Source organism: Parvimonas micra (genome assembly GCF_021300775.1).
Lineage (GTDB): Bacteria > Bacillota > Clostridia > Tissierellales > Peptoniphilaceae > Parvimonas.
Genome location: NZ_JAJTJP010000001.1, coordinates 248,517 through 267,695, shown reverse-complemented (window position 1 = coordinate 267,695; position 19,179 = coordinate 248,517). Strand labels below are relative to the sequence as shown.

Annotated in this window: 33 protein-coding genes; 2 read left to right on the top strand and 31 right to left on the bottom strand. The window is 30.9% G+C overall.

Going from position 1 to position 19,179, the window contains the following annotated elements; translation table 11 throughout:
- Positions 1 to 293 precede the first annotated feature (293 nt).
- Both LW893_RS01435 and LW893_RS01430 read left to right on the top strand, forming a co-directional pair.
- Positions 294 to 1,379 (top strand): ABC transporter substrate-binding protein, encoded by a 1,086-nt coding sequence (locus LW893_RS01435; protein WP_233055446.1) that lies wholly within the window; start codon positions 294 to 296, stop codon positions 1,377 to 1,379.
- A 13-nt stretch (positions 1,380 to 1,392) separates the two neighbouring features.
- Entirely contained in the window at positions 1,393 to 3,528 is a 2,136-nt protein-coding gene (locus tag LW893_RS01430) for a molybdopterin-containing oxidoreductase family protein (RefSeq protein WP_233055445.1), read from the top strand.
- Between the two features lie 89 nt (positions 3,529 to 3,617).
- Here the strand turns inward: LW893_RS01430 and rplQ are convergent, their stop codons facing one another.
- The 31 genes from rplQ to LW893_RS01275 form a co-directional block, all read right to left on the bottom strand.
- Positions 3,618 to 3,962, bottom strand: coding sequence for a 50S ribosomal protein L17 (gene rplQ / locus LW893_RS01425; protein ID WP_233055444.1), 345 nt, complete (start codon positions 3,960 to 3,962; stop codon positions 3,618 to 3,620).
- Between the two features lie 17 nt (positions 3,963 to 3,979).
- A complete protein-coding gene (locus tag LW893_RS01420) occupies positions 3,980 to 4,921 on the bottom strand; it encodes a DNA-directed RNA polymerase subunit alpha (protein ID WP_233055443.1) in 942 nt (313 codons plus the stop codon).
- 62 nt (positions 4,922 to 4,983) lie between these two features.
- A complete protein-coding gene (rpsK, locus tag LW893_RS01415; RefSeq protein ID WP_004833590.1) occupies positions 4,984 to 5,379 on the bottom strand; it encodes a 30S ribosomal protein S11 in 396 nt (131 codons plus the stop codon).
- Positions 5,380 to 5,392: 13 nt separating this feature from the next.
- Positions 5,393 to 5,761 carry a 30S ribosomal protein S13 gene (gene rpsM / locus LW893_RS01410; protein ID WP_004833591.1) on the bottom strand — a complete coding sequence of 123 codons (369 nt, stop codon included), beginning with the start codon at positions 5,759 to 5,761 and terminating at the stop codon, positions 5,393 to 5,395.
- Between the two features lie 23 nt (positions 5,762 to 5,784).
- On the bottom strand, positions 5,785 to 5,898 hold the full coding sequence (rpmJ, locus tag LW893_RS01405; RefSeq protein WP_004833592.1) for a 50S ribosomal protein L36: 114 nt from the start codon (positions 5,896 to 5,898) through the stop codon (positions 5,785 to 5,787).
- Positions 5,899 to 5,914: 16 nt separating this feature from the next.
- Positions 5,915 to 6,133 (bottom strand): translation initiation factor IF-1, encoded by a 219-nt coding sequence (infA, locus tag LW893_RS01400; protein ID WP_233055442.1) that lies wholly within the window; start codon positions 6,131 to 6,133, stop codon positions 5,915 to 5,917.
- Between the two features lie 12 nt (positions 6,134 to 6,145).
- Positions 6,146 to 6,427 (bottom strand): hypothetical protein, encoded by a 282-nt coding sequence (locus LW893_RS01395; RefSeq protein WP_233055441.1) that lies wholly within the window; start codon positions 6,425 to 6,427, stop codon positions 6,146 to 6,148.
- Between the two features lie 27 nt (positions 6,428 to 6,454).
- Entirely contained in the window at positions 6,455 to 7,096 is a 642-nt protein-coding gene (locus LW893_RS01390; protein WP_233055440.1) for an adenylate kinase, read from the bottom strand.
- 17 nt (positions 7,097 to 7,113) lie between these two features.
- Positions 7,114 to 8,391, bottom strand: a complete 1,278-nt coding sequence (gene secY, locus LW893_RS01385) for a preprotein translocase subunit SecY (protein WP_233055439.1) — start codon at positions 8,389 to 8,391, stop codon at positions 7,114 to 7,116.
- 1 nt (position 8,392) lies between these two features.
- Positions 8,393 to 8,842: a 50S ribosomal protein L15 gene (gene rplO / locus LW893_RS01380; RefSeq protein ID WP_233055438.1), complete on the bottom strand. Its 450-nt coding sequence runs from the start codon at positions 8,840 to 8,842 to the stop codon at positions 8,393 to 8,395.
- 13 nt (positions 8,843 to 8,855) lie between these two features.
- Positions 8,856 to 9,035: a 50S ribosomal protein L30 gene (gene rpmD, locus LW893_RS01375; protein WP_233055437.1), complete on the bottom strand. Its 180-nt coding sequence runs from the start codon at positions 9,033 to 9,035 to the stop codon at positions 8,856 to 8,858.
- Positions 9,036 to 9,049: 14 nt separating this feature from the next.
- Positions 9,050 to 9,556, bottom strand: coding sequence for a 30S ribosomal protein S5 (gene rpsE / locus LW893_RS01370; RefSeq protein WP_269836877.1), 507 nt, complete (start codon positions 9,554 to 9,556; stop codon positions 9,050 to 9,052).
- A gap of 17 nt (positions 9,557 to 9,573) precedes the next feature.
- The gene (rplR, locus tag LW893_RS01365; RefSeq protein WP_233055436.1) at positions 9,574 to 9,939 is read right to left on the bottom strand and encodes a 50S ribosomal protein L18; all 366 of its coding nucleotides are present in this window, start codon (positions 9,937 to 9,939) and stop codon (positions 9,574 to 9,576) included.
- A 16-nt stretch (positions 9,940 to 9,955) separates the two neighbouring features.
- Positions 9,956 to 10,495 (bottom strand): 50S ribosomal protein L6, encoded by a 540-nt coding sequence (rplF, locus tag LW893_RS01360; RefSeq protein WP_233055435.1) that lies wholly within the window; start codon positions 10,493 to 10,495, stop codon positions 9,956 to 9,958.
- 34 nt (positions 10,496 to 10,529) lie between these two features.
- Positions 10,530 to 10,925: a 30S ribosomal protein S8 gene (gene rpsH, locus LW893_RS01355; protein WP_004833608.1), complete on the bottom strand. Its 396-nt coding sequence runs from the start codon at positions 10,923 to 10,925 to the stop codon at positions 10,530 to 10,532.
- A gap of 24 nt (positions 10,926 to 10,949) precedes the next feature.
- The gene (rpsN, locus tag LW893_RS01350) at positions 10,950 to 11,219 is read right to left on the bottom strand and encodes a 30S ribosomal protein S14 (RefSeq protein WP_004833609.1); all 270 of its coding nucleotides are present in this window, start codon (positions 11,217 to 11,219) and stop codon (positions 10,950 to 10,952) included.
- A 16-nt stretch (positions 11,220 to 11,235) separates the two neighbouring features.
- The gene (gene rplE / locus LW893_RS01345) at positions 11,236 to 11,778 is read right to left on the bottom strand and encodes a 50S ribosomal protein L5 (protein ID WP_009372736.1); all 543 of its coding nucleotides are present in this window, start codon (positions 11,776 to 11,778) and stop codon (positions 11,236 to 11,238) included.
- A gap of 19 nt (positions 11,779 to 11,797) precedes the next feature.
- Entirely contained in the window at positions 11,798 to 12,109 is a 312-nt protein-coding gene (gene rplX, locus LW893_RS01340) for a 50S ribosomal protein L24 (protein WP_233055434.1), read from the bottom strand.
- 14 nt (positions 12,110 to 12,123) lie between these two features.
- Positions 12,124 to 12,492, bottom strand: coding sequence for a 50S ribosomal protein L14 (rplN, locus tag LW893_RS01335; RefSeq protein WP_009372516.1), 369 nt, complete (start codon positions 12,490 to 12,492; stop codon positions 12,124 to 12,126).
- Positions 12,493 to 12,516: 24 nt separating this feature from the next.
- Positions 12,517 to 12,771 (bottom strand): 30S ribosomal protein S17, encoded by a 255-nt coding sequence (gene rpsQ, locus LW893_RS01330; protein ID WP_004833613.1) that lies wholly within the window; start codon positions 12,769 to 12,771, stop codon positions 12,517 to 12,519.
- A 6-nt stretch (positions 12,772 to 12,777) separates the two neighbouring features.
- Positions 12,778 to 12,984 (bottom strand): 50S ribosomal protein L29, encoded by a 207-nt coding sequence (gene rpmC, locus LW893_RS01325; protein ID WP_009448199.1) that lies wholly within the window; start codon positions 12,982 to 12,984, stop codon positions 12,778 to 12,780.
- On the bottom strand, positions 12,974 to 13,408 hold the full coding sequence (gene rplP, locus LW893_RS01320) for a 50S ribosomal protein L16 (RefSeq protein WP_004833615.1): 435 nt from the start codon (positions 13,406 to 13,408) through the stop codon (positions 12,974 to 12,976). Before rplP ends, rpmC begins: the two co-directional genes overlap by 11 nt.
- 23 nt (positions 13,409 to 13,431) lie before the next feature.
- Positions 13,432 to 14,166 (bottom strand): 30S ribosomal protein S3, encoded by a 735-nt coding sequence (gene rpsC / locus LW893_RS01315; RefSeq protein ID WP_233055433.1) that lies wholly within the window; start codon positions 14,164 to 14,166, stop codon positions 13,432 to 13,434.
- Positions 14,167 to 14,183: 17 nt separating this feature from the next.
- Positions 14,184 to 14,516, bottom strand: coding sequence for a 50S ribosomal protein L22 (gene rplV, locus LW893_RS01310; RefSeq protein WP_004833617.1), 333 nt, complete (start codon positions 14,514 to 14,516; stop codon positions 14,184 to 14,186).
- 19 nt (positions 14,517 to 14,535) lie between these two features.
- Positions 14,536 to 14,820 (bottom strand): 30S ribosomal protein S19, encoded by a 285-nt coding sequence (gene rpsS / locus LW893_RS01305; RefSeq protein ID WP_009372520.1) that lies wholly within the window; start codon positions 14,818 to 14,820, stop codon positions 14,536 to 14,538.
- 16 nt (positions 14,821 to 14,836) lie between these two features.
- Positions 14,837 to 15,670, bottom strand: a complete 834-nt coding sequence (gene rplB, locus LW893_RS01300; protein WP_233055432.1) for a 50S ribosomal protein L2 — start codon at positions 15,668 to 15,670, stop codon at positions 14,837 to 14,839.
- A gap of 17 nt (positions 15,671 to 15,687) precedes the next feature.
- On the bottom strand, positions 15,688 to 15,978 hold the full coding sequence (gene rplW, locus LW893_RS01295) for a 50S ribosomal protein L23 (RefSeq protein WP_172965474.1): 291 nt from the start codon (positions 15,976 to 15,978) through the stop codon (positions 15,688 to 15,690).
- The gene (gene rplD / locus LW893_RS01290; RefSeq protein WP_233055431.1) at positions 15,975 to 16,598 is read right to left on the bottom strand and encodes a 50S ribosomal protein L4; all 624 of its coding nucleotides are present in this window, start codon (positions 16,596 to 16,598) and stop codon (positions 15,975 to 15,977) included. The genes rplW and rplD overlap by 4 nt, the downstream gene beginning before the upstream one ends.
- A 17-nt stretch (positions 16,599 to 16,615) precedes the next feature.
- Positions 16,616 to 17,242, bottom strand: a complete 627-nt coding sequence (gene rplC / locus LW893_RS01285) for a 50S ribosomal protein L3 (protein WP_233055430.1) — start codon at positions 17,240 to 17,242, stop codon at positions 16,616 to 16,618.
- A 53-nt stretch (positions 17,243 to 17,295) separates the two neighbouring features.
- Positions 17,296 to 17,631: a 30S ribosomal protein S10 gene (rpsJ, locus tag LW893_RS01280; protein ID WP_004833624.1), complete on the bottom strand. Its 336-nt coding sequence runs from the start codon at positions 17,629 to 17,631 to the stop codon at positions 17,296 to 17,298.
- Positions 17,632 to 17,962: 331 nt separating this feature from the next.
- Complete coding sequence (locus tag LW893_RS01275) at positions 17,963 to 19,174, bottom strand: DNA recombination protein RmuC (RefSeq protein ID WP_233055429.1); 1,212 nt, start codon at positions 19,172 to 19,174, stop codon at positions 17,963 to 17,965.
- Between the last annotated feature and the right edge of the window lie 5 nt (positions 19,175 to 19,179).

Below are 19,179 nucleotides of genomic sequence, written 5' to 3'. Positions count from 1 at the left end.
AATCTAATAAAAAGTCATTTAAATAAAAACTACTTTTAGTAATTATTAACAAAATTATCTTAATGTATTTTACTATAATATTTTATACTTCTTACTATATGTTTTTTAAAAGAAAACAATAACATATGTCTTTTATTTTTAACTAATTATTTCTAATTATAAGTTTTATTAATTATAAAAAATTTTTTATTAGAAATTAATATAATAAAATATTAAAAAATAAACATTTATTGTGTTATAATAAATATGTAAATATATTAATATAATATATAAATTTTATTAGGAGGAAAACTATGAAAAAAATGTATTCAAAATTATGTATGTTAGTTTGTATAAGTATTGGACTAAGTGCTTGTGGACAAACTGCAAAGAAAGTAGAAAACAGTTCGTCAAAAAACGAATCTACTGAAGTAAACAATTCTAATTTAAAAATGGAAACTGTTAATTTAAATGATCCTAATTTAGAGGAACAGTGGAAAAAAGAACCATACTATGGAAAAAAAATTAAAGTTGGATTTGAAGGCGCCTTATGTACTAGTGGTCTTGGAGTAGCTCAAGTTAAAGGTTTTTTTGCTAAATATGGACTAGATGCTGAAATTATTAATACTCCTAATATGCTTGATGCCATTGGTACTGGAAAATTAGATGCAACAACAAATCATATTGCAGCTTCAATGGTCCCAGCATTTAATGGTGTTGATATGGTTTTTGCTAGAGCAGCTCAAACTGGTTGTAGAAGTTTATATGTTCTTAATAATTCAGATATAAAATCAACAAAAGACTTAGTTGGAAAAGAAGTTGCAATATCTGGTGGTGGTATTGGAGGACATGATCATAATATCGCTCTTAGATTCTTATTCAGAGATGGTGTTGACTATAAAAGTGTTAAATTTAAACCTATAGAATCAGCTGCAACAATTCAAGCTATGAAAAACGGAGAAGTTCATGCTGCAATATTATCTGATCAATTTGCAAAAAAATTTGTTGATAGCGGTGAATTAAGATCTATAAGATCAATAACTTTTGATGATGATTTTAAAGAAGAACCTTGCTGCACATTAATATTAAATAAAACTTTTGTTGAACAAAATCCTATTACTGCTGCTAAACTTGTAGAAGCTCATAAAGAAGCTAGTAATTGGATTGAAGATAACAAATATGATGCAGCAAAGTTAATGAAAGCAAATAACTGGGGATCAGGAGATATAGAATCAGATTATAAGTTTTTACAAACATATAACTTTAAAGTAACTGATGAACAAATGGAAAAAACTTTAAATCAAGTAATTAATGACTATAAAGAATTTGGAATAATTACAAAAGATGTAAGTACACAAGACATTCTAAATAAGATATATAAACCTAGAAAAGTAAAATAAAGGAGATAATATTTTGACTAAGAAAAATTGCATTTGCGGAATTTGTCCTGGAGATTGCCAAGTTGAAATTGAATTAATAGATGGACATATTAAAAATATTAAACCTTCTGGCGAAAAAAAACCATCTGCAATTTGCTTAAGAGGATTATATTCAGATGAGATTGTAAATTCTAATGATAGACTAAAAAAACCTCTTATTAGAGTTGGAAAAAAAGGTGAAGGTAAATTTAGAGAAGCTAGTTGGGACGAAGCTATTAAGTATATAGGAGAAAATTTTAATAGAATTATTAAATCAAATGGTCCTCATGCTCTTATGAGTCATGTTGGTAGAGGCGGATTTGAATATAGTACAGATGATTATGTCCATGTAAAATCTCCCGGCAAAGCACCTGGCGGATTTTTTTCTCCAATAGGATCACTAAATAATAGTAGTGTAGGTTCTCTTTGTTATGTAAGTTATGGTGTTTTTGCCCCAATAACAACAATGGGATTCCCTGCAACATGGTTGGAACCTGATATTGAAAACACAAATCTCCTTGTTATTTGGGGAACAAATCCAAAAACAGATTCTCCCCCATTTAAATATGATAGAATATTAAAAGCAAAAAGAAGAGGCTGTAAAATTATTGTTATAGACCATTATAAATGTGATATTGCCGAAATTGCTGATTTATACATACCAATTAAATCTGGAACTGATGGATATTTTATATTATCATTATTAAATTATATGTTTAATAATAATATGTTAGATAAAGAATTCTTAGAAAAATACACTTATGGTAAAAAAGACTTTTTAGAATATATTAAAGATTTTTCTATTGGTTCCTGTATTAAGATGACAAATATTAGCGAAGATAATTTTATCAAATTTGCAAAACTTATTACAAATGAACCTGCTGCATTAATAACTTATACTGGACTTGAATATTCAAATTCTGGGGTTCAAACAATAAGAAGTTTATATACTCTATGGGCTCTGTCTAAAAATTTAGATGTTAAAGGTGGGCTTCTAATTAAGCCAAAAACAAAAAATATGTATGATAGAGTTAAAACTCCAAATATTAAAGATATGCATTTAAGAATGATTGGAGAAAAAGAATTCCCACTTTTTATAAAACTTCTTTCTCAACCACAATTTATGATGTTTCCTAAAGCAGTTTTGAGTAAGGAACCTTACGAAATAAAAGGACTATTAAATGTTGGTGCTGCAATAACAAATAACTATCCAAACTCAGAATTATTTGAAAAAGCACTATTAAATTTAGACTTCTTTGTAAATGTAGATAGATTTCTAACAAAAGATTCTTTATATGCTGATGTTGTTCTTCCAGCTACAACTTATTATGAAGATGAGAGTTTTGTAATATATCCAGATAGAGTTGAAAAAAGAGAAAGAGTAATAGAACCTATTGGAGAATCAAAATCTAATATCTATATCTTACAATTAATTGCTGAGGAATTAGGTTTTGGAGAACAATATCCAAAAAATGATCAAGAACTATTGGAATTTTCATTTTATAATACTCCAGAAATATTAGATGCTCTAAAAAAAGATGGTGTTTATTATTTTCCAAAAAATTCAGTTGAATTTCAATATGAAAAATATAAAAAAGGATTATTAACACCTAATGGTATAATAGGATTCCCAACACCAACTGGAAAATTTGAAATATACTCAACTCTTCTAAAATCTTATGGATATGAACCACTTCCAAAGTATATAAATGCAGAAGAAAGTCAAATAAATACCCCAGATTTGTTTGAAAAATATCCATTAATACTAAATACTGGCTCAAGAATAAAATCAACGTTTAGAACACAACATTTAAATATACAAGGATTATTAAATTTCCAACCAAAACCAGAAGTTTTAATTAATCCTATTGATGCTTTCGATAGAGATATTTCAGATGGTGACTGTATTGAAATTTATAATTCAAGAGGATGTATAGAAATGTATGCAAAAGTTACTGACAAAATTCAAAAAGGAGATTTAGAAGTTAACATAGGAGGAGGATCTCCATATCAAAGCAAAGAATGGAGTAAGGCAAACGTGAATTCATTAACTGATAATAATAATATTGATATTATATCAGGATTTCCATGCTTTAAAAACTTACTTTGTAATGTACGTAAAAAACAATAGTTTTTCATTTTTAAAAATAAAAAAGACACTGTTTAATCAGTGTCTTTTTATAATTTTATATTAAAATCTAATATTAGTTTTTAAGCAAATTATTTAACTAATTCTAAAATCGCCATTTCAGCTGAGTCCCCTTGTCTAGGTCCTAGCTTTAATATTCTTGTATATCCACCGTTTCTTTCTTTATAAAGTGGAGCAATTTCTTCGAATAGCTTATGAACTGTTTCAGTCTTGTAAATATAAGCTAAGGCTTGTCTTCTTGCATGAAGATCACCCTTTTTACCAAGAGTTATCATCTTTTCAGCTACTCTTCTAGTTTCCTTTGCTCTTGTTAACGTAGTTTCAATCTTTCCATTTTCAAAAAGAGATTGAACTTGATTTCTAAGCATTGCATCTCTATGATCTGCTCTACGTCCAAGTTTTCTTAAATTAGCCAAAGTACTACCTCCTCTTTTTATTCTTCATCTAAAAATTTTAAACCTAATTCGTGAATTTTATCTATTACTTCTTCTACAGACTTCTTACCAAAGTTTTTAATTTTCTTTAGTTGTTCTATATCTTGAGAAATAATGTCTTTAACTGTATCAAGATTTGCTCTTTTCAAACAGTTAAAACTTCTAAGGGATAAATCTAATTCTTCAACACTCTTTGATAAAACACTATTAGTGTCTAAATTTTTACCATCTTTTATACTTGAATTATCAAGGTTAATGTCTGGTAGTGATCTAAATAGACTTAAGTAATCTATAAAAATTCCAGCACCTGTTGAAAGAGCTTCTTGTGGAGTTATAGTTCCATTTGTCCAAACTTCAATTTCAAGTTTATCAAAATCTATACTTTGTCCAACTCTAGTATTCCCTACTGTAAAGTTAACTTTCTTTACAGGAGAGAAAGAAGAATCAACTGCTATTGAATTAATATCACAGTATTCTTTATTCAAATCGCTAACTCTATAGCCTTTACCATTTAAGACTAATAAATCCATTCTGATTTCTCCCTCTTCATTAAGAGTTGTTATATAATGATCTTTATTAGCTATTTCAACATTTTGATTTTCAGAAATATCTCCAGCTGTTACAACTTTTGGCCCTTTTACATTTAATTCTAATACTACAGGCTCATCATTAAATTTCTTTAATGCAATTCCTTTTATATTAATTAAAATTTCTGGAACATCAGCTATTGAACCTTTAATAGTTGTAAACTCATGTCCAACACCATCAATTTTAACAGTTGCTATGGCAGATCCAGGAAGAGACCCCAAAAGAACTCTTCTCATAGAATTACCTAATGTAGTACCATATCCTCTATCTAGAGGCATAATAGCAAATTTACCATAGTTTTTTTCAAGATCTATATCTAAAACTTCAATATTTGTATTTAAATCTTCTGTCATAGACTTTATCCTCCTTAGTCTAATTCATATTGAAACTTTTAAATACTTTTAAAAGTTTACAATTACACTCTTCTTCTCTTTGGTGGTCTACAACCATTATGTGGAATTGGAGTAACATCCTTAATTAAACTAACTTCAAGTCCAGTAGCTTGTAATGATCTGATAGCAGCTTCTCTACCTGATCCAGGTCCTTTAACATAAACTTCTACAACTTTTAGTCCATGTTCCATAGCTTTTTTTGCAGCTTCTTCAGCAGCTTGTTGTGCAGCAAATGGAGTAGATTTTCTTGATCCTCTAAAACCTAATTGTCCAGCACTTGCCCAAGAAATTACATTACCGTTTAAATCACTTAGAGTTACCATAGTGTTATTAAATGAAGAAACGATATGAGCTTGTCCTTTTTCAATATTTTTACGCTCTCTTCTCTTAACACGAGCTTTTTGTTTCTTAATTGCCAATTAAATCCCCTCCTTATTTACCTTTTTTTGTTCCAGAAACTTTCTTTGGACCTTTTCTAGTTCTGGCATTATTTTTAGTATTTTGTCCTCTTACAGGTAAACCTCTTCTATGTCTGATTCCTCTGTAACAGTTAATTTCTCTTAATCTCTTAATATTCATAGCGATTTCTCTACGTAAATCACCTTCAACAAGATATTTATCTATTTCAGCTCTTATTAAAGCAACTTCAGCTTCAGTTAAATCTTTAACTCTTGTATCTGGATTGATTCCAGCATTTCTAAGAATATCATTTGAAGTCTTTCTACCTATACCATAGATATAAGTCAAACCTATTTCTACCCTTTTTTCTCTTGGTAAGTCGACACCTACAATTCTTGCCACTGTTACCTACACCTCCATCTTCATTAACCTTGTTTTTGTTTGTGCTTTGGATTTTCACAAATCACCATTACTCTACCTTTTCTTCTGATGATTTTACATTTTTCGCACATTTTCTTTACTGATGGTCTTACTTTCATTTAAGTCCCTCCTATGCTACTTGTTTCGCCAAGTTATTCTTCCTTTTGTTAAGTCATAAGGTGAAAGTTCAACCAATACCTTATCACCTGGAAGAATTCTTATATAATTCATTCTTAATTTTCCTGATATATGAGCTGTTATTTCATGACCATTTGCAAGTTTAACCTTGAATATAGTATTCGGCATAGCTTCAATAACAGTTCCTTCAACTTCTATAACATCCTTTTTGGACATTTAAAGAACCTCCTATTTTTCTACATTATCTTGTATATATGATTTTAATAATTTTCTCAAATTAGAATCATTAAATGATAATGGATTCAAACTAAAATCTTTAAGCACGTCATTATAAATTTGCAAATGCTTTGACTTTTTAAGTTTAGGTTTAGAAAGAGGTCTGTTACTACCATTAGCAATTTTTACTAATGATGAACTAATTACCTCAACTATGATCATTACTTCGCCCTTGTCCCGGCCCTTAAGTGATTTTACAACCTGACCTACTTTAAAATCAAAATTTAGATCCATAGTATACTCTCCAAAATGATTGACATTTTAAGAAAGAGACTCCTTAATTTGTGAAAAGACATCCTCAATAGGTAAAGTACCATCAACAGTTAAAATCAATCCTAAATTTTTGTAAAAATCAATTAGTGGAAAAGTTTGGTTTTCATATACTTCTATACGATCTAAAACTGTTTTTTCATTATCATCCGCTCTTTGAATAACTTCACCAGAACATTTATCACAAACACTATCTTTTGATGTTGGTTTGTTGTCAACATGATAAGTTTCTCCACAATTCTTACATACTCTTCTTCCAGAAAGTCTTTTTACTAATATATTTTTATCAACATCAATATTAATAACTCTATCTAGTTTAAGACCTCTTTCTTCCAAGCCTTTTTGTAAGGCTTCTGCTTGATTAATTGTTCTTGGAAAACCATCTAATAAGAATCCATTTTTACAGTCATCATTTGAAAGTCTATCCCATACTAAATCAATAGTAAGTTCATCTGGAACTAATTGTCCATTGTCTAAATAAGACTTAACTTTTTTTCCAAGTTCTGTTTCATTTTTAATATTATGTCTAAATATATCTCCTGTTGAAATATGAGTTATTCCATATTCAGCAACGATACTTGACGCTTGAGTTCCCTTTCCGGCTCCCGGGGGCCCTAACAAAATTAGTCTCATATTATATCTCCTATAAACTATTTATTCAAAAAACCTTTATAGTGTCTCATCAACATCATAGATTCTATTTGCTTCATTGTTTCAATTACTACACCAACTATAATTATAACTGATGTTCCACCAAAGTTAATTTTCATTCCACTTATACGAGAAATAACAATTGGCGCTGAAGCAATTAAAGCTAGAATAATAGAACCTGAGAAAGTAATTCTATTTGATATTTTTTGTAAATATTCTCCGGTTGGTTTTCCAGGTCTAATTCCAGGAATAAATCCACCGTATTGTTGTAAATTTTTTGCGTATTCAACAGTATTAAATTGAATTGATGAATAAAAGAATCCAAACAATATTATCAATATAAAATTCAATATTGAATATACATACACACCAACTGAACCTTCAACTGTTAAGTATGAACTAATCCAATTTGGAGTTCCACCAGAAAATAATAATGAAAGAGTTTGTGGCATTGCTAATAAAGATGATGCAAAGATTACTGGCATTACACCGCTCATATTAACTTTTACAGGAATATGAGTAGCTTGTCCGCCATACATTTTCCTTCCAACAACTTTTTTTGCATATTGAACTGTTATTTTTCTTTCACCTTCATTTATAAGTACAACAATTACAACTATTGCAATAGCCGCTAGTACTACACCTATTATAGTAAGAATTCCAACTGTTCCAGTTATTATTCCGTAAATAAAAGTTCCGATTTGTGTTGGTAAATTTGAAACAATACCAAGGAAGATAATAATTGAAATACCATTACCTACTCCTTTTTCTGTAATTATTTCACCTAACCAAACTAAGAACATTGAGCCTGCTAATAAAGATGTAATAATCAATGCTGATTGAATATATCCATTAGCAACAATAGCTTTAGCAAATAATCCATTTGCAATTGCCATAGCTTCAAATATTCCAAGTATTACTGCGCCTATTTTAGTATATTTTGCAACTTTTTTCTTACCCATTTCACCATCTCTTGCAATTTCTCCAAGTCTTGGGAATGCAATAGTAAGAAGTTGTACAACTATTGATGCTGTAATGTAAGGATAAATACTTAGAGCAAAAACACTCATTTGTTTTAAACTACCTCCGGCAAGTAAATCTAATAGATTTACTAAGCCACCAGCGTTTGAACTCATAAGTTGACTAACAACCTTTTTGTCTATAAATGGAATTGGAATTATATTACCAAGTCTATAAACAACAATCATCAATAATGTAAAAATCATTTTACTTCTGATTTCTTTTATTCTCCACGCATTAGATAGAGTCTTGAACATATTAGATCACCTCTACCTTTCCTCCAGTGCTTTCTATTTTTTCGATAGCACTCTTAGTAAATTTACTGCAAGATACAGTTAATTTCTTAGTTAATTCTCCATTACCTAAAATCTTAACACCATCTTTTGCTTTAGCTCTTTTAGCTAAATTAACTTCAAATATTAATTCTTCAGTAACTTCTGTACCATCTTCAAAAATATTTAATTGTTCTACATTTACTTCTGCATATTGTTTAGCAAAAATATTAGTAAAACCTCTTTTTGGAAGTCTTCTAAATAGTGGCATTTGTCCACCTTCAAATCCAGGTCTTACTCCTCCGCCTGATCTTGAATTTTGGCCGTCACGTCCTTTACCGCCGTACTTACCTAGCCCAGAACCGTAACCTCTACCAAGTCTTTTTCTTGCTTTTGAGCCTCCACCTTCAGCAGGTCTTAAATCATGTAACTTCACGCTTTATACCTCCTTAAATTTCTTCAACTTCAAGCATAAAACTTATTTGATTGATCATACCTCTAATTGATGGAGTATCTTCCTTAACAACTGTTTGACCAACTTTTTTTAAACCTAAAGCTTCAACATTTTTAATATGTTTTTGTATTCTACCGATTTTACTCTTTTTAAGTGTTATTTTGAGCTTTGCCATTTTAAAAGCCCCCCTTAACCTAATATTTCTTCTACGGATTTTCCTCTTAATTTAGCTATATCTTCAGCTCTCTTAAGATTCTTTAACCCTTCCATAGTTGCATTAACTATATTTCTAGCATTTGTAGTTCCTAAAGATTTACTTCTAACATCTTTAATTCCTGCAAGTTCACAAACCGCACGAACAGGACCACCCGCGATAACTCCAGTACCAGCTCCAGCAGGTTTTAATAAAACTCTACCAGCTCCAAAAACTCCAACAATTTCATGAGGAATTGTAGTGTTTACAAGAGGTACTCTGATAACATGTTTTTTAGCATCTTGTACACCTTTTCTGATAGCTTCAGGAACTTCAAGTGCTTTACCAACACCTACTCCAACATGTCCATTTCCATCTCCAACTACTACAAGAGCGCTAAATCTAAAGTTTCTACCACCTTTTACTACTTTAGTAACACGGTTGATGGCAACTACTCTTTCTTCTAATTCTAATCCTTCTACTTCTTTAATTAAAAGTTCCATTAATTACCCTCCTGATACTAAAATTTAAGTCCAGCTTCTCTGGCACCTTCAGCTAATTCTTTAACTTTTCCGTGATATAAATAACCACTTCTATCAAAAACTACTTCTGTAATGCCTTTTTCAACAGCTTTTTTACCAATTGCTAGACCAACAGCTTTAGCAGCTTCTTTATTAGATTTTGATTCTAATGAAGCAAATTCTTTATCTAATGTTGAAGCTGAAACTAAAGTTACGCCCTTAGTATCGTCTATAATTTGAGCATATATATTAGTATTACTTCTATATAAATTTAATCTTGGTTTTTCAGGAGTTCCAGAAACTTTTTTTCTTACTCTAGCATGTCTTGCTTTTCTATTTTCATTTTTGCTAATTTGCTTTAACATTAAATTTCACTCCTTCCTATTTACCAGTCTTACCAACTTTACGTCTGATATATTCTCCTTCATATCTTACACCCTTACCTTTGTATGGTTCAGGTCTTCTATGAGCACGAATATTAGCCGCAAAGTTTCCAAGTTTTTGTTTATCTATACCATTAATCACTATCTTAGTTGGTTCAGGAACTTCTACAGTTATACCTTCTGGATCTAAAACTTCAATTGGATGAGAATATCCTAAGTTTAAAGTTAATTTATTTCCAGCTTTTGCTGCTCTATATCCAGTTCCTTCTATAATCAAAGTTTTAGTAAATCCCTTTGAAACACCTTCAATCATGTTAGCAAGAAGAGTTCTTGTTAAACCATGAAGTGATTTATGTCTTTTTATTTCAGAAGGACGTTCTATACTAATTGTATCTCCTTCTATTTTAATGTTCATTTCACTGCTTAATTTTTGAGCTAATTTTCCTTTAGGTCCTTTTACTTCAACGAAGTTTTCTTCACCTAAAATTACCTCAACTCCAGCAGGAACAACAATTGGTTTTAATCCAATTCTTGACATTGGTTTACCTCCTTAGTTTTAATCCTTAAACATGTTACCAAACGTAACAAAGAACCTCTCCACCAATACCTTCTTTTCTAGCAACTTTATCAGTTACAACTCCTTTTGATGTTGAGATAATTGCGATTCCAAGTCCTCCTAAAACTTTAGGAATTTCATGGCTTCTAGCGTAAACTCTTAAGCCAGGTTTTGAAATTCTCTTAAGTCCTGAAATAACTTTTTCGTTATTTTTTCCATATTTTAAGTCAACTGTGATGATTCCTTGTTTGTCATCTTCAATTACATTATATCCTTCAATAAAACCTTCATCTAATAAAATCTGAACAAGATTCTTTTTCATTTTTGATGCAGGTATTTCAACAGATGAATGTCTTGCGTTATTACCATTTCTAATTCTTGTAAGCATATCTGCTATAGGATCAGTCATCATATAAGCTTCCTCCTTTATTTAATATTACCAACTAGCCTTTTTAACGCCAGGAATTTCTCCCTTGTAAGCTAATTCACGGAACACAATACGGCTGATTCCATATTTTCCAATGTATCCATGAGGACGTCCAGTTATTTTACAACGATTGTGTAAACGAGTTGGTGAAGCATTTCTTGGTAATTTGCTTAAACCAACATAGTCCCCTTTGGCTTTTAATTCTGCACGTTTTGCAGCATATTTTTCAACTAACTTTTGACGTTTTAATTCACGTTGTACCATTGATTTTTTAGCCATTAAATTTCTCCCCCTACTACTTTTTAAAAGGCATTCCTAATAGCTCTAATAATGCTTTAGACTCTTCATCAGTCTTAGCTGTAGTAACTATTATAATATCCATTCCTCTTATTTGATCAATCATATCATATACGATTTCTGGGAATATTAATTGTTCTTTTATACCTAATGCGTAATTTCCTCTTCCATCAAAGCTTGACGCGCTAACACCTCTAAAGTCTCTTACACGTGGAAGAGCTATGTTAACTAATCTATCTAGGAAATCATACATCTTTTCTCCTCTAAGAGTAACTTTAGTACCAATTTTCATACCTTCTCTTAATTTGAAATTAGCAATTGATTTCTTAGCAGTAGTTATTACAGGCTTTTGTCCTGAGATTATTTCTAAGTCTCTTAAAGCGCTTTCTAAAACTTTTGGATTATCTTTAGCTGAACCTAAACCAATATTGATAACAATCTTATTAAGTTTAGGAACCTCCATAATATTTTTATATTTAAAACGTTCCATTAAAGCAGAAACTATTTCTTCTTTATATTTAACTTGCATTCTGGAAGTCACTTAAGATTCCTCCTTTCAACTATTTATCTATTTTTGAACCACTTTTTTTACTGATTCTAACTTTTTTGTCTCCTTCAAGAGCATAACCAATTCTAGAAGGTTTATTTACTTTAGTATCAAAGTACATTACATTTGAAACATCAATACTTCCCTCAATTTTAATTAAACCAGCTTCATCTTTAGGACTTTTAGCTTTCTTGTGTTTAGTTTGAATGTTTACTCCTTCTACTATTACTCTATTTTCTTTTACTAAAGTTTTTATAACTTTACCAGTTTTACCTTTATCTTTTCCTGCAATTACAATAACAGTATCTCCAGATTTTATTTTCATTCTAACACCTCCTATTATAATACTTCAGGTGCAAGAGATATAATTTTCATAAAGTTACCAGCTCTTAGCTCTCTTGTAACTGAACCGAAAATTCTTGTACCAACTGGGTTTTTATCATCTTTTATAATTACTGCTGCATTATCATCGAATCTAATGTAGCTTCCATCATTTCTTTTTATGCTGTTTGTTGTTCTAACAATTACCGCTTTTACAACGTCACTTTTCTTAACAACTCCACCTGGTGTAGCACTTTTAACAGTACAAACTACTATATCGCCAACTTTTGCATATTTCTTATTAGTACCACCTAGTACTCTGATAACAAGAAGTTCTTTAGCGCCAGAGTTGTCAGCAACTTTTAAACGACTTTCTGTTTGAATCATACGATACTCCTTTCCAGATGAAAATTATTTTACTCTTTCAAGTATCTCAACAAGTCTCCATCTCTTTTCTCTTGAAAGAGGTCTTGTTTCCATAATTTTAACTCTATCACCAATTAAACATTCGTTATTTTCATCATGTGCTTTAAATTTTGTAGTCTTTTTCATTTGTTTTTTATAAAGTGGGTGAGATACAAAAGTTGCAACTTCAACAACAATTGTCTTATCCATTTTATTAGAAACTACATTTCCTATTATGACTTTTCTACTATTTCTTTCCATATAGTATTAAGCCTCCTTTCCAGCATTAAGCTCACGTTCTCTGATAATAGTCTTAACACGAGCTATATCTTTTCTAATGCCACCAATTCTCATAGGATTCTCTAATTGTCCAGTGGCTAATTGAAAACGTAAATTAAATAATTCTACTTTTAAATCTTTTAATTTTGCTTGTAAATCACTATCATTCATTTGGCGAATTTCCTTAATTTTCATTAGCTTCACCTTCCTTCATCTCACGAGTTATAAATTTAGTCTTTACCGGTAACTTATGAGCAGCAAGTCTCATAGCTTCTCTAGCTACATCAACAGGAACACCACTCATTTCGAATAATACTCTACCCGGTTTAACAACTGCTACCCAGTATTCTGGAGCTCCTTTACCGGAACCCATTCTTACTTCAGCAGGTTTTTTTGTAACAGGCTTATCAGGGAATACTTTAATCCAGATCTTACCGCCTCTTTTTATATATCTTGTCATCGCACGTCTTGCAGATTCAATTTGGTTTGCAGTCATCCAGCAAGGTTCTAACGCTTGAATTGCATAATCTCCATAAGAAATTGTATTTCCCCTTAGAGCTTTACCAGTCATTCTGCCTCTATGAACTCTACGATATTTTACTCTCTTAGGCATTAACATAGACTCTTTCCTCCTTCCGGCAACTAAGCTTCTTTCTTAGCACCAGTTTTATTAAATCTTTTCTTATTGTCTTTCTTGTTTCTTCTGTCTTTTTTTGCAGGTTTTTCTTCAACAACTGCAGCTTTCATTCCTGGAAGAACTTCTCCTTTATATAACCAAACTTTTACGCCTAATTTTCCATAAGTTGTATCTGCTTCAGCAAATCCATATTCAATATCAGCTCTTAAAGTTTGTAGAGGAATAGTTCCTTCAGAATATCCTTCAGTTCTAGCCATATCTGCTCCACCAAGTCTTCCAGAAACAGCAGTTTTAATACCTTTTGCTCCTGATTTTAATGATCTTTGCATAGCTTGTTTCATAGCACGTCTAAAAGATACACGTCTTTCTAATTGTCCAGCAATGTTTTCAGCAACTAATTGAGCACTTAAATCAGGTCTCTTAACTTCTTCAACATTAACAATTACTTTTTTACCAGTTAATTTTTCAATCTTAACTCTTAACTCTTCAACACCAGCACCTGATTTTCCAATTACCATTCCAGGTTTAGCAGTAAATACAGTTACCTTTACTCTATTTGCTGATCTTTCTATTTCAACTTTTGGTACTCCTGAAAGAGCTACCTCTTTTTTAACAAGTTTACGAATATTGTGGTCTTCTACTAATAAATCACCAAATTCTTTTTTATCGGCAAACCATCTTGAGTCCCAATCTTTTATTATTCCAACTCTTAACCCATGAGGATTAACTTTTTGACCCATTTTTTATCCTCCTTATACTATCTTTCTGCTACCGTTACACCAATATGACTTGATCTTTTTAATATTGGGTAAGCTGAACCTTTAGCTTTTGGTCTCCATCTTTTCATAACTGGAGCATCATTTGCATAAGCTTCTAATACATAAAGGTCTTTTCTATCTAAATTATGATTATTTTCCGCATTAGCAACAGCTGATTTTAATACCTTTTCTAATAATCTTGCACCCGCTTTAGGAGTGAATCTTAGAATAGATAAAGCTTCATCTACATGCTTTCCTCTTATTTCTCTACAAATAAAGTTTACTTTAAGAGGTGAAATTCTTTGATATTTTGCAATTGCTTTAGCTTGCATGTTATATCCTCCTTATCTATTATCTTACTTTACTATTTTTTTCGTTTTTGCCAACATGACCCTTGTAAGTTCTTGTTAAAACGAACTCTCCAAGTTTATGTCCTACCATGTCATCAGTAATATATATTGGTAAGTGCTTTCTTCCGTCATGAACAGCTATAGTATGTCCAACAAATTGTGGAAAAATTGTACTTCTTCTTGACCAAGTTTTTACAACTTTTTTTTCATCTGCACTATTTAATGCATCTATTTTCTTTAAAAGATGATCATCACAAAATGGTCCTTTTTTAAGAGATCTACCCATTTGTTTTCCTCCTTAATTAGTTTTTAGTTCTTCTTCTTACTATGAACTTATTAGACTTTTTATTTTTCTTTCTAGTCTTAAGTCCTAAAGCTGGTTTGCCCCAAGGAGTTGAAGGTGCTGGACGTCCTACAGGAGTTCTACCTTCCCCACCACCATGAGGGTGATCTACTGGGTTCATTGCAGATCCTCTAACATGAGGTCTCTTACCCATGTGTCTTGATCTTCCGGCTTTACCAATAGTTATAAGTTCGTGACTTAAATTACCAACTTGACCAACTGTAGCTCTACATTCTAAGTGAACTAATCTAAATTCACCTGATGGTAATCTTAATTGTGCAAATCTTCCTTCTTTACCCATTAATTGAGCTTCGGATCCTGCACTTCTTACAAGTTGTCCACCTTTACCTGGTTTTAACTCAACATTATGAACATTTGTACCAACTGGAATATCTTTTAATTTTAATGCGTTACCGATTACGATATCAGCATTTTCCCCTGATTCAATTTTATCTCCAACTTTTAATCCTTCTGGAGCTAAGATATATCTCTTTTCTCCATCTAAATAATGGATTAATGCTATATTAGCAGTTCTGTTTGGATCGTATTCGATTGAAGCAACTTTTCCTGGTACTCCATCTTTATTTCTTTTAAAATCTATTATTCTATATTTTCTTTTAGCACCGCCGCCTCTATGTCTAACGGTAACTCTACCTAATGAATTTCTTCCGCCTGATTTTGATAAAGAAACTAATAATGACTTTTCTGGTTTAGTCTTAGTTATTTCATCAAAAGTTAAAACGCTCATTCCACGTACACCAGCAGAAGTTGGTTTATACTTTCTAATAGCCATTAATATTACCTCCTATATTAAATACTTTCAAAAAATTCAATTTCTTTAGAATCTTCTGTAAGAGTAACAATGGCTTTTTTCCAATCAGGTCTTTTGCCAACATTAGCTCCCATTCTTTTTTTCTTACCAGTAATATTCATTGTATTTACTTGTTTAACTTTTACACCAAAAATTGTTTCTACGGCTTTTTTGATTTCTGATTTATTAGCTCTAGTGTCAACTTTGAAAGTGTATCTTTTTGATTCCATATTTTCCATTGAACGTTCAGTTACAACTGGTTTAATAATAATATCATATGCTGTCATTATGCATACACCTCCTCAATTTTTGAAAGGGCATCTTTTACAATTACAAGATTATCAAATCTCAATAAATCGTAAACATTCATATAATCTACAACAACAGTTTCAACTTTTGGAAGGTTAGCGAATGATTTAACAATCTTTTCGTTTCCTTCTGATAAAACTATTATAGTCTTTGTTTCTAAATTTAAATTTTTCAAAATTTCTTTTGCTTTCTTTGTGCTAAATGCATCAATTGTTAAAGCATCTAAAACTCTTAATTCTCCTTCAAGAACTTTTGAAGTAAGAACTGATCTCATAGCAAGTCTTCTTACTTTTTTAGGAACTGAGTATCTGTAGCTTCTTGGCTTTGGTGCGAATACTACTCCGCCACCCTTCCATTGAGGAGCTCTTATACTACCTTGTCTAGCACGACCAGTACCTTTTTGTCTCCAAGGCTTTCTTCCGCCTCCACGTACTTCTGCACGAGTCTTAGCAGATTGAGTGCCTTGTCTTCTATTAGCTAAATGGTTCTTTACTACTTCATAAACAACATGTTCATTTACTTCAATACCAAAAATAGCTTCGTTTAATTCTATATCACCAACAACTTCTCCAAGTTGGTTATAAACATTAACCTTAGGCATTATTTATCCTCCTTAAACTATCTTTTAACCGCTTCTCTAACTGTTACTAAACCACCTTTAGGTCCTGGAATAGCACCTTTAACAAGAATTAGGTTCTTTTCAACGTCAACTTTTACAACAACAAGATTTTGAACAGTACTTTTTGCATTTCCCATTTTTCCACTTGCTTTTCTACCTTTAAGTACTCTACCTGGGAATGTACCAGCACTTCTAGCACCAGCTACTCTATGAGATTTTGAACCGTGTCCTTCAGGACCTCTTCCGTAATTCCATCTCTTAATAGCACCTTGAGTACCTTTACCTTTTGAAGTTCCGATAACATCAACTTTATCTCCCTCAGCAAATAAGTCAACTTTTATTTCTTGTCCAGGTTCAAAAGTTTCGCCTTCGTTTAATCTGAATTCTCTTACAAATCTCTTATATCCAACACTTACTTTGTCAAAATGTCCTTTAAGAGGTTTTGTAACCTTCTTTTCTTTCTTGTCTACATATCCACATTGGATTGCATTATAACCATCATTTTCAACAGTTTTAACTTGAGTAACGAACATAGGGCCCGCTTCAACTACTGTTACCGGAATAACTGAACCATCTTCAGCAAAAATTTGAGTCATTCCAATTTTCTTACCTAAAATACTCTTCATTGAGTACACCTCCTATTACTTACAGCGGATTGATTTTACAATCATTCTAAGATTTATAACTTAATTTCGATATCTACACCACTTGGAAGATTTAATTTCTTTAAACTTTCCAAAGTTTTTTGGTTAGGATTTAGGATATCAATAAGTCTTTTATGTGTTCTTTGTTCGAATTGTTCTCTACTATCTTTGTATTTGTGAACAGCTCTTAAGATTGTAATGATTTCCTTTTCTGTTGGTAGTGGAATAGGTCCTGATACTTCTGCACCAGTTCTTTTTGCAGATTCCACTATTTGTTGTGCTGAGCTATCGATTAATTCATGATCGTAAGCTCTTAATCTAATTCTGATTTTTTGTTTGTTTGCCAATTTTTTTACCTCCTTGTTTCGCATGTTTTGGCATCATGCAACTAGGTCTTCCGTATCAACTCATCCGTGTGTTCCATTTTCACTTCCAAAAAATACGGCGACCAGTCGCCGAAATCTAGTTCGACATACTCAGAAATAATTACCTCAAAGACCGTAAAATAGCCATTTATTTGAGCAACCTATTTCGTCAACGCCTATTATGTGCATATGAGCACCCATATATTATACTACATCAAATCCAATAATGCAATACTTTTTTTAGATTTTATTGAAATTTTTTTAATTTTTTTATAATATAAATTTACAAAAAATTAGGTAGTGTATTTTATTAGTCATACACTACCTATTTTGTTCTTTATTCCGTAATTTTTAGAACTTCTTCTGCTTCATCTTTATCGAAAACATCAACATTTTTTATATTATCAAAACGTCTTGTAATCTTTGTAGAAGTAGTAAAAATATCTTTAACATCCTTACTTACTTTATTTATATCTTTTTCTAAAGTTTCCCATCTCTTAGCATATCTCTCAAACTCTTCAGAAAGAGAATTTAATTCTTTTTGTATTTCTAAAGCATATTGAGATTGTTTTAAATTTTGTGAAACTGCTTGAATAGTTGTAAGTATAGCCATCATAGTTGTTGGAGAAGTTATCCACACACGTTTAGAATATGCATATTCTACTATTTTTGGCATATAAGCATTCAAGTAAGCAAATATAGCTTCAGCAGGTAAAAATAAAATAGCTTGATCTGTTGTTTCATTTTTTATTATATACTTAGTAGAAATATCATCAATATGTTTCTTTAAGTTTTGTTCAAAACTCTTTTCATTTTCTTGCTTATTATCAGCTACATCTTCAAAAATTCTTCTATAATTTTCCAATGGAAATTTACTATCTATACATATTGTTCCCACAGGTTCTGGAGCAAATAATACCGCATCAGCCATTGCGCCATTAGAAAGCTTATATTGTTTTTGATAAATCTCTGTATTATTTCCAAATGCAGAAGATAAAACTTGATATAGTTGTACTTCTCCAAAAATACCACGTGTTTTTTTATCTGTCAAAACATTATTCAAATTTTGAACATTATTAGATAAAAATTCCATTTTCTTCTGAGCTTCATCAAGTCTTCCTAAACTTTGCATAACATTACTGAAAGTCTTTTTTGTGTCTTCAAAACTTTTTTCAAGTTTGACTTCAACACTTTCATTAATTTTATCAAGTCTTCCCTCAACAACAACAGTAAGATTTAAAAAATCTTTTTTTAACTCTGATTTTAATTTGTCGTTAAAATTGAAAATAGAATCAATGTTTTCTTTTCCCGCTTTTATGATATTATCATTAGTGGAATTTTTAAAATCAAGTAGTTGATTAGAAATTTTTTCGTTATTTCCATTTAATTTTTCACTTAATTTATTAAATTCATCAGAAAAACTAAGTTTTAATTTTAGAACATCTTCATCAGTTATAACATCACTATTAGACTTATTTAAAAGTTTCAAAACTAATACAATTAAAATCATAACTAAAAAAAGTAAAATTCCAATTAATATATAATTCATAATTC